At 39.5% G+C, this 8,205-nt stretch carries 5 protein-coding genes; 1 reads left to right on the top strand and 4 read right to left on the bottom strand.

What is annotated here, in order from left to right:
- Window positions 1-321: 321 nt before the first annotated feature.
- The 3 genes from WSC_RS0102390 to WSC_RS0102380 all read right to left on the bottom strand — a co-directional run bounded on the left by WSC_RS0102390 (window position 322) and on the right by WSC_RS0102380 (window position 5,089).
- Window positions 322-1,884 carry a sodium/sugar symporter gene (locus WSC_RS0102390; protein WP_016954311.1) on the bottom strand — a complete coding sequence of 521 codons (1,563 nt, stop codon included), beginning with the start codon at window positions 1,882-1,884 and terminating at the stop codon, window positions 322-324.
- Window positions 1,885-2,049: 165 nt separating this feature from the next.
- On the bottom strand, window positions 2,050-3,969 hold the full coding sequence (locus WSC_RS0102385) for a family 43 glycosylhydrolase (RefSeq protein WP_016954310.1): 1,920 nt from the start codon (window positions 3,967-3,969) through the stop codon (window positions 2,050-2,052).
- Between the two features lie 94 nt (window positions 3,970-4,063).
- Window positions 4,064-5,089, bottom strand: a complete 1,026-nt coding sequence (locus WSC_RS0102380; RefSeq protein WP_016954309.1) for an arabinan endo-1,5-alpha-L-arabinosidase — start codon at window positions 5,087-5,089, stop codon at window positions 4,064-4,066.
- A 306-nt stretch (window positions 5,090-5,395) separates the two neighbouring features.
- Here WSC_RS0102380 and WSC_RS0102375 point away from each other — a divergent pair, with 306 nt between their 5' ends.
- Window positions 5,396-6,376, top strand: coding sequence for a glycoside hydrolase family 43 protein (locus WSC_RS0102375; RefSeq protein WP_157447164.1), 981 nt, complete (start codon window positions 5,396-5,398; stop codon window positions 6,374-6,376).
- A 217-nt stretch (window positions 6,377-6,593) separates the two neighbouring features.
- Here the strand turns inward: WSC_RS0102375 and recA are convergent, their stop codons facing one another.
- Window positions 6,594-7,643, bottom strand: a complete 1,050-nt coding sequence (gene recA / locus WSC_RS0102370; protein WP_016954307.1) for a recombinase RecA — start codon at window positions 7,641-7,643, stop codon at window positions 6,594-6,596.
- Window positions 7,644-8,205 lie beyond the last annotated feature (562 nt).

Raw genomic sequence — 8,205 nt, 5'->3', positions numbered from 1 at the left:
CAGAATCTGAACCGTAATCTAAACCAAGCGTGTAGCGTGTCATAAACTCACCATTAATAACAAAATAGGGTGTATCAAAACTATACGTTAATATAGTATTACTATTTAAATTTTACAATAAGGAAACAAAATATTTTTATTGTTTCCATAGTTTATGAATATTAAAAATATCCGTGCTCAAGCGTACTCGAAAGTTAAATCCTACCTTGAGCCCAGCCTTAAAGAATGAGATATGCTGTTAAGCAAAAGCCAATCTCAATTTGCTTAAAGCAAAAAGGGAATAACACCAAGGCGCTATTCCCTTATACCTCTTGTAAAAATCTACCACCAAACAGTGTAGATAATGGTCAAAATAATTACACAACCAATACCAGCAATGTTAAAGCCTTTGCTAGTTTCAAAACTAATAGTACTGATATCTGCACAAGTTGAATGTTGCTCTTCTTTGCTCATTAACGACAAGCCAATAGCTAACGCAAAACATAACAGCAATACAACACCCATGCGATCCATAAACGGGAACTCAGGGAATAAGAACTTAATTGCTAACGAGAATGCTGCTGAGCCTACAGCCGCCATTAATGCAGCAGTCGCAGTAGTGCGTTTCCAGAACATACCTGTTACAAAGATAACAACGATACCCGGCGTGAATAAACCTGTGAATTCTTGAATATATTGGAACGCTTGATCAAACTTGCCTAACAATGGCTCCGCCATCACTAAACCTATACATAAAGAAACTAAAGATGTGATACGACCTATATGCACATAATGACGTTGTGACCTGTTTTTAACCATTTTGCTATATAAGTCCATTGTAAATATAGTTGAAATACTATTAGTCATAGACGCTAATGATGAAACAATCGCCGCAACTAATGCCGCAAAAATCAAACCTTTAATACCAACAGGCATTAAGTCCATTAACGCAGGATAAGCTAAATCGTTTTTCGGAATTTCTGGGTATAAGATAACCGCAGCAATACCAGGCAATACAACGATAACTGGCATTAATAATTTTAAGTAAGCTGCAAACGCGATACCTTTTTGAGCTTCTTCAACACTACTTGCTGCCAATGCACGTTGAATTATGTATTGGTTGAAACCCCAATATGCAATGTTAGTTACCCATAAACCACCTACTAGTACTGAAATACCAGGTAAGTTGATGTACTGAGGGTTGTCAGGCGATAAGATCATGTCAAAGTGACCTGGTAATTCTTCAGTTAAGATACCAAAACCAGCTAAGAAACCTTGGCCATCAGCAACAGCGTCTAGCGCTAAGTAACTTAATAACAAACCACCAAATACTAATAAAACAACCTGAACTATATCTGTGTAAGCAACCGCTTTTAAACCGCCATATAAAGAGTAAGCAATTGAGAATACAGCTAAGAAGATCATACCGAACATAGCGTCAACACCCGCTACACTCTCAAACGCTAGACCGCCTAACCATAAAACAGAAGTTAAGTTTACAAACACATATACCAACAACCAGAATATCGCCATAACGGTTTTAACGCGTGAGTCAAACCTTTGCTCTAGGTATTGTGGCATTGTGTATATGTTATTTTTAAGGAAGATAGGTAATAAATACTTACCCACTAAAATAAGCGTAATTGCCGCCATAAATTCGTATGACGCAATACCCATACCTAGGGCAAAACCTGAGCCAGACATACCGATAATCTGCTCGGCAGAAATATTAGATGCAATTAACGAGGCACCGATTGCCCACCAAGGCAAAGCTTTACTTGCTAAGAAGTAATCTTCGGTGTTGGCACCTTCTTTTTTATCATTGCGCGAGATCCACAATGCCAGAATTAATAAACCTACGGCGTAAGCGATAAATACGCCGTAGTCTAGGGTTTGTAACTTCATTCAATCACTCCACTAACAGACTGTCACTGTAACAATACTGTTAACTAAAATTTACAATAAACTGGTTAATTTTACCGCTATGTTAATATAGTAATACTTTAAAAGCAAACCGAAAAAAAAGCCCGCATACGCGGGCAAACACATGGGCAAAACAAAGATGAAACTTTATTCAGCAACTCTGAAATAGAAATGTTGGCAATCTAAATCTTTCCAAACTAATTGCATCATGTTGTCGTCGTTTTTAACTGAACAACCTTCAACCATTAATGCTAGGCCATAATGAGAAACCATTCTTAATGCACCGTTTGGTAAAAATTCGAAACGCCATAAGCTGTCTTTTTCGCTACATGCCGACTGAACTACGTTATCCGCAATTTCTACTTTGCCGTCAGTTACACCATTAACTGCTAAACACATGTTAGCTGCATTGGTTGACTCAAAGTTGTAGAAACCGTTATCAACGTGTTTCGCTTGCCATTTTTGGCTTGCTAAGTCTTTGTATTCATGTTGGCTGATATTTGCATCTGCAACTTTTGCACTGCCATCAACAGTCACAACTTTACCGCTGTTTACATTGATAATTGCAAAAGTGTCAACAGGCTCTAAACGCCAGTCAGTACATTGGCTGAATCTGTCACCACCAACGCTTGCTGTTGTACCTGGTGCAGCTTCACAGCCTGCAGCTTGTAAATGTGAAATTGATTGTGCATTTGAGAAACGTACCCAACCGTCACGTGAAGGATCAACCGACCAACGTTGACAGTTTGAGCTGATCCAAGGTTTGCTTGCAACGGCAACACTGCTTGGGTCAGCACAGTTTTGATGACCAACAAATGTACCTAAGTCAGCGTTATTGATACGGTAAAAACCGTCATTCGCTGGGTCAACAATCCAATCAGTATTTTCGCCACTACATTGGTCTACTTTAGTTTGACCATTTGCATTAGCAGTTAAACAAAGGTTAGTTAAACGGTTAACCAATTTATAGCGTACACCTTCAACACGAGTAGTAATTGGACCTTGTTCACCACTTGGTACTGGCGTTTGTTGTTTGTCCATTAATGGCTCGCCAAATTCTGGTAAACCCTCTTCATTCCAAACAAATTTTTGTGCACGTGATGAACGTGTACCACTACAACCATCAGTTGGTGAAGAGTTACCGTGGTAAATCAACCATTCTTCAGTGCCGTCTGGTGAAATGAAGAAACCGTGGTGACCTGGGCCATATACGCCGTTGCCTTTAACAAAAAACGGCTCGTCAAATTTCTTCCAAGATTCTGTTTTAACTGGATCATCACCCACTAACTCTACTACAGCAATTTTGTAATCTTCAGTGTTACAGAAGCTAGATGAGTGAGTTAAGAATACACGACCATTGTGTTTTAAAATTTCTGGGCCTTCGTTAACTTTTAAGCCAGATTGTTCCCATTTGTATTCAGGGCGAGTTACAACATTGCGCTCACCAACTAAAGTCCAAGGGTTAGACATTTCTGATACTAAGTTAACTTGCTCGTCACCGTGCCACTCTGACCAAGTGAAGTACAATTTGCCATTGTGGTCGAAGTAGCTACCATCAATGTTCCAGTGATCTGGCATTGGAGTACCTTTATATTGGTACGGCCCCATAGGATCTGAGCCTTCACTTTCCATAATGTGGTTGCGTTGACCGCCGAAGTGATCTTTAACACCTGAGGTTAAAATAACATACCAACGCAAACCTTCTGGTCGTTCAATTGGGTGGAATTCAAATGCCCAAAAGTTAAATGCACGAGAAGGATCGTCACCAGACCAAATGTAATGAGCTGGCGCATCGGCTAAACCAGCGATAGTTGGTGATTTGCGCATCACCAGCTGAGAAGTCCATGTAGTCGTAGTTAAATAATAGTTGCCGTTGAAATAATGCATCCAAGGATCAGCACCATTGCGCTTAATTGGATTTGCAAAAGTATCTCCAGCGATTTGCAACTCAGCATCCGTTGGAATGCTTGCTTTTTGCGTCATGCCACAGCCTGCTAGTAACATGCCTGCAAGTGCCGATGCACCAAACCATTTGGCACCTTGTTTTAGTGTCGAACGAATTTTCATACTCTCCCCTTTTACTTCAGGTTTTTAATTACCCTTATCATATGAGTAATTAAAAAGTTTAAATACGGTTTAGATAAAACGACTTAGGGTAAAACTACTTAATTAGATTACTTTTGTATTTAACGATATCGTTTGGCTTAACAGTTGGCCAACCGTCTTGTGACCACTGCACATCAACGATTTTAAGTTTAGGCCAGCCTTTTTCATTCGCGTCATAAGCGTGAAAGACAATTTTAGTTTCATCACCTACGTGATAAATACTGTTGTGACCTAAGCCATACCAATTTTTATCACCTTGAATAACTATAGTGCCGCCACCTAAATGCATGGCTTTGCCTTCTTTATCTAAATAAGGACCTGTTACAGATTTAGAACGTCCAACAACCACTTTGTAGGTACTTTCTTCAGCGCGGCAACAAAAATCCCAAGAAACAAATTGATAGTAGTATTCACCGTGTTTGAAAATAAATGGCGCTTCAATTGCACCTGGATAAGCTAGGTGATCTTCTACAAAAATAGAGCGTTCGCGTTTGGCAGTGCTATGCCAAATTTGCGGCTCTGCTGGTTTTAATAAATCTTCAGTTAACTTGAACATTTTGATGCCAGACCAGAAGGAGCCAAAAGACATCCAGGTATCACCTTGTTCATCTTTAATAATCGCTGGGTCTATCGCATTCCATAAATCACGATGCGGGTATGAACGCACTACAATACCGTGATCTGTCCATTTATATTGCGGTGATGCTGGGTCTAAACTTTTAGTGGTCACCACACCAATAGCTGAAGTATTTTTGCCGAATGCAGAAACTGAGTAGTACAAATAGAAAGTATCATTGGCAAAATAGATGTCTGGTGCCCACATATGGCTGTCAAAGGTAGGGTTTACATCTTTAGTCCAAGCTGGAGATTCTTTAAACACTGAGCCGTGTGATTTCCAGTTTTTTAAATCGGTAGATTCATAAAAACTAACGCCTAACCCCGTAGTGAATAGATAAAATTTGTCTTTCACTTGGATCATAACTGGATCATGTGCGATCACTTCTTGAGCATTTAAGTTTTTACCCAAGACTAGGCTAGACAAGAGCACCGAAAAACAATATAGCCAGATTCGCGTTTTCATAAACCACCTTCTAAAATATGAAATCAATAACACTAAAGTAAAGACCAATTTAGTGTTAACACAAAGTTATATCTCAATTAACTTGAGCACAAATCAGTTTCGAAAAATAATAGCATACTTTTTCACAAATGCTATAGTATTACGATATGCTATTTAAAATTTTCTTAACAAAGGTGAAATGAGGTAGATATGAAAATGGCTAAAAGCTATGGTAAACAAATGCTTCAATCAGCACAGTTTGCACTGTTTGCACTGTTTGCACTGTTTGCACTGTTTGGTGTAGCAGGACTGTTAATAGGATGCAATATGAGTTTAAACGCAGCAGAAACCACAACAAATGCAGATGGTAAAATTGTTTACAACAATCCAATTGTAGAACAAAGAGCCGATCCGTGGATTTACAAAGACACAGACGGTACTTACTACTTTATTGGTAGCCACCCTGAGTACAATCAAATTGTTTTACGCTCGGCAAAAACCATTAATGGGTTAAAAGACGCAACTGAAAAAGTTTTGTGGCGTAAACACGCATCAGGCCCTATGAGTAAACATATCTGGGCTCCTGAGCTACATAAAGTTGATGGTAAATGGTACATCCATTTTGCTGCTTCTCGCGCTGAAGATATTTGGCACATCAGCATGTATGCGTTAGTAAACGATAGCGCAAATCCAATGGAAGGTAGCTGGCGTGAAGCGGGTCAAGTTGAAAGTGGTTGGGAAAACTTTGCTCTTGATGCAACCATGTTTGAACATAAAGGCAAACGTTACATGATCTGGGCTCAAGCTGATAAAGAGCGCACATACAACAGTGCACTTTGGATGGCCGAAATGACAGGCCCTACGTCTATTGATACAGACAATGTTATCCAATTAACTAAACCAGAGTTACCTTGGGAAACTGTTACTTACAAAGTAAATGAAGGTGCAGCGGTATTAATTCGCAACGGTAAAGTATTTGTTACATATTCAGCCAGCGCAACTGACCATAACTACACTATGGGTTTATTATGGGCTGACGCAGATGCTGATTTAATGGATAAAAGTTCGTGGAACAAATCACAAGAGCCAGTATTTTCAACTAATGAAGCAGTTAAACGTTATGGCCCTGGCCACAACAGCTTTACAGTTGCTGAAGATGGCAAAACAGACGTGTTAATTTACCACGCTCGTACTTATAAAGAATTAATCGGCAACCCATTAACAGATCCTAACCGTGATGCACGCGCTCGTGTAATTACTTGGGACGAAAATGGCTTCCCGGTATTCGGTCAAGAATTAGCTGACTAATAGTCGCTCGATTGATTAGTTTTATTGCCGTTGCAAGACGGCATTAAAATTATCGACTAGTACAAACATCAATCAAACAAAAACGCCGCACTCTGATAAAGAGTGCGGCGTTTTTTATTCTGCTGTCAGTTCTACATTCAATCTACTTAAATCTTAAAGCACCTGAAGGGCAAGATTAAAATCTCGCATCTTCAAGTATCAAGCAGCTTGGGTATCTTTATTCGTCCGTTGCTTCTGCGGCAGCTTTATCTTCAACTGCGTTCGCTGCATCTTTTTTCGAAGGTAATAATAAGCGTTGACGTAAAATACCTTCAACTTCTTGTGCCATGTCTAAATTCTCTTGTAAGAATTTAATACAGTTAGCTTTACCTTGACCAATACGATTGCCATTGTAGCTGTACCAAGCACCTGATTTGTCGATTAAACCTTCTTTAACACCTAGGTCTAATAACTCACCTTCTTTAGAAATACCTTGGCCGTACATAATTTGGAAATCAGCTTGCCTAAATGGTGGAGCAACTTTGTTTTTAACCACTTTAACACGCGTTTCACTACCTGTTACTTCATCACCTTCTTTCACCGCACCAGTGCGACGAATATCTAAACGAACTGACGCGTAGAATTTAAGTGCATTACCACCAGTTGTCGTTTCAGGGTTACCGAACATAACACCTATCTTCATACGAATTTGGTTAATGAAGATACAAAGGGTATTTGATTTCTTAATATTCGCAGTTAATTTACGTAAAGCTTGCGACATTAAACGCGCTTGCAAACCAACGTGTGCATCACCCATTTCACCTTCAATTTCAGCTTTTGGTGTTAATGCAGCTACCGAGTCAACTATGATTACATCAACCGCACTTGAACGCACTAACATGTCTGCGATTTCTAATGCTTGCTCACCCGTATCTGGTTGAGAAACTAATAACTCGTCGATATTTACGCCAAGTTTTTCTGCATATACAGGGTCAAGTGCATGCTCAGCATCGATAAAGGCACAAGTTTTACCTTTTTTCTGCGCTTCTGCGATTGTTTGTAACGTTAGTGTTGTTTTACCAGATGATTCAGGACCGAAGATTTCAACAACACGGCCACATGGCAAACCACCTATACCTAGCGCAATATCTAAGCTTAGTGAACCAGTTGAAATGCTTTCAATGTCCAATGCTGAGTTGTCACCCAACTTCATGATCGAACCTTTACCAAATTGGCGCTCGATTTGTCCTAATGCTGCACTAAGGGCTTTTTGTTTGCTGTCGCTCATTTAAGAAATCTCCGACTAGGTATTCGTTAAGTTGGGTTTAAGTATACTGGTTACTCATACAGTATCAAGTTTTTTTGTTGGAAATTTTTTGCGGGGTGTTTGTTGATGGGTGTAATGGTCAGATGGAAACAATCGCTTTGTCGACATTTGTAACTAGGCACTAATAATATTCAGCGTGAAAACTATAAATTTCTTGTCGATAATGTCTGGGTTGTATCGCCTGCCTAAGCCGAGTTTTGTAACCTATAGACCTTAAGTAGTTTGGAATATAACAATGTGACCACCACCCTTTGCCAGTCAGGTCTAACCCTTTGATTGGGGATAAATCTATTTCGCAGGCAGTCATACTACATTTCACATACAGAATATCTAAATGAGGACATGTACTCGCAACCCACTTTGATAAGTGTTTTGTTAATTGCTTTGCTCGGTAATCTTCAAAGTTACCCTGAAAAAACAAACTGTCGTACCAAGCTCTTGGCACAGTTGGAAATTTCAAATATACAGGTGTAGTGGTAGAGTGATTTTGGCCACCTAATTAGAGGATGTTATGATTGATTCA

It is taken from the genome of Catenovulum agarivorans YM01 (genome assembly GCF_000281085.1).
Lineage (GTDB): Bacteria > Pseudomonadota > Gammaproteobacteria > Enterobacterales > Alteromonadaceae > Catenovulum > Catenovulum agarivorans.
This window is presented reverse-complemented; position numbering and strand designations above follow the sequence as displayed.